Source organism: Neisseria sp. (genome assembly GCF_030530745.1).
In the GTDB taxonomy this organism is placed as follows: domain Bacteria; phylum Pseudomonadota; class Gammaproteobacteria; order Burkholderiales; family Neisseriaceae; genus Neisseria.
This window is the reverse complement of the sequence record NZ_JAUMUI010000053.1, coordinates 1-2,075: the sequence shown is the minus strand read 5'-3', so window position 1 is coordinate 2,075 and position 2,075 is coordinate 1. Positions and strand designations below refer to the sequence as shown.

Genomic DNA, 2,075 nt, shown 5'->3' with positions numbered 1-2,075 from the left:
TCGGCTTCGATTTCGTTCATCAGCTTCATGGCTTCGATGATGCACAGGGTTTCACCTGCTTTAACGCTTTGGCCTACCTCGACAAATGGTGGGGATGAAGGGCTGGGGGCGCGGTAGAATGTGCCGACCATCGGAGATTTTTGGGCGGCCGACAAATCGCGTGCGGCGGGGGCTGCCGCAGCGACAGGCGCGGCGGCAGCGGGTGCGGGCGTAGCGGCGGGCGCGGCATGGTGCACGGGCGCCGGAGCGGTGTAAACGGCCTGCTGCGGAGCGGAGCGGGTAATGCGCACTTTTTCTTCGCCTTCGGTTACTTCGATTTCGGCAATGCCCGATTCTTCAACCAAGTCGATTAATTTTTTCAGTTTGCGTAAGTCCATTGTGGTTCCTTTTGCTTGAAATTTCAGGCCGCCGGGTCGGAAAACCGCTGTGCTGTGCGGCGGTAATACGGCACTGTTTTACAAGCGGTAACAAAAAAAGATATTTGGCTATTTTTACCAACTTGCCGTTAAATGTCCAGCAAAATATCAAAAAAAGGCCTTTTTTGATGCAAACGTCCGGGTTGCCGAAAGAGGGGGGCGGTAGCGGTATGGGGATATTTGTTCTAAAGCGGTTTGCGGCATACGGCTTGAAAGCAGAATCCGTTTTAGCTCTTAACATTACATTTTTAAGCACTTTGTACAAACTGCCGTGTTTGTGGTTGAATACGGTTGCAGTGATCCGAAAAATCAAACGGTTTGACAACAAGAACCTACCAAATCGATAAAAACACAGGAGAAAACAGATGGCAGAACATGTTGCCCAAATCAAAATCCCCGCTGTTTACTACCGAGGCGGGACATCCAAAGGCATTTTTTTCAAACGCAGCGACCTGCCCGAAGCCGCACAAGAACCCGGCGCGGCACGCGATAAAATCCTGCTGCGCGTTATCGGAAGCCCCGACCCCTACGGCAAACAGATCGACGGTCTCGGCAACGCCTCTTCCTCCACCAGCAAAGCGGTAATCATCGACAAAAGCAGCCGCGAAGGCCACGATATCGATTATTTGTTCGGCCAGGTTTCCATCGACAAGCCATTTGTCGATTGGAGTGGCAATTGCGGCAACCTCACTGCCGCCGTCGGCGCATTCGCCGTCAGCCAAGGTTTGATTAATCCTGCCAAAATACCGCAAAACGGCATCTGCACTGTGTATATCTGGCAGAAAAACATCGGCAAAACCATTGTTGCCCACATTCCGATCACCAACGGCGAAGTGCAGGAAACCGGCGATTTCGAGCTGGACGGCGTAACCTTTCCCGCCGCCGAGGTGCAAATCGAATTTCTCGATCCCGCCGACGGCGAAGGCGATATGTTCCCCACCGGCAATCTGGTGGACGAGCTGGACGTGCCCGGCATAGGCCGTCTGAAAGCCACGCTGATCAATTCGGGAATTCCTACCATTTTCGTGAACGCTGCCGATATCGGTTATATCGGCACCGAGTTGCAAGACGATATAAATAACAATGCAGCCGCACTGGAAAAACTGGAAACCCTGCGCGCATACGGCGCCTTGAAAATGGGCTTGATTAAAGATCTTTCCGAAGCCGCCGCCCGCCAGCATACCCCGAAAATCGCCTGGGTAGCCGCCCCGGAAGATTATGTTTCATCCGGCGGAAAAACAATTAAGGCCGCCGATATCGATATTCTGGTGCGTGCCATGAGTATGGGCAAACTGCATCATGCCATGATGGGAACCGCCTCGGTAGCCGTCGCCACCGCAGCCGCCGTTCCCGGTACACTGGTGAATCTGGCCGCCGGCGGCGGGGAGCGCAGCCAAGTGGTGTTCGGCCACCCTTCCGGCACTTTGCGTGTGGGTGCGGCTGCAGAAATGAGAAACGGCAAATGGACGGTTGTCAAAGCTTCAATGAGCCGCAGCGCACGCATCATCATGGAAGGTTTTGTGCGTGTGCCGGGCGATTGTTTCTAAACTTGGTTTTTGATGATGATTTATTCTGTGAAAAATCAGGCCGTCTGAAAATCAGTTTTCAGACGGCCTTATATATTGCGCCCCATGTAAGGGGCATATCTTACAAACGTAA

Annotated in this window: 3 protein-coding genes; 2 read left to right on the top strand and 1 reads right to left on the bottom strand. The window is 53.2% G+C overall.

What is annotated here, in order from left to right; translation table 11 throughout:
- Nucleotides 1-377: acetyl-CoA carboxylase biotin carboxyl carrier protein (accB, locus tag Q3970_RS10695; RefSeq protein ID WP_303100556.1), on the bottom strand; the 377-nt coding region annotated here is incomplete at its 3' end.
- 104 nt (nt 378-481) lie between these two features.
- Here accB and Q3970_RS10690 point away from each other — a divergent pair.
- Together Q3970_RS10690 and prpF are read left to right on the top strand one after the other, a co-directional pair.
- Nucleotides 482-763, top strand: a complete 282-nt coding sequence (locus tag Q3970_RS10690) for a hypothetical protein (RefSeq protein WP_303100555.1) — start codon at nt 482-484, stop codon at nt 761-763.
- Nucleotides 764-781: 18 nt separating this feature from the next.
- Nucleotides 782-1,963, top strand: coding sequence for a 2-methylaconitate cis-trans isomerase PrpF (prpF, locus tag Q3970_RS10685; protein ID WP_303100554.1), 1,182 nt, complete (start codon nt 782-784; stop codon nt 1,961-1,963).
- The last annotated feature ends 112 nt before the right edge of the window (nt 1,964-2,075 follow it).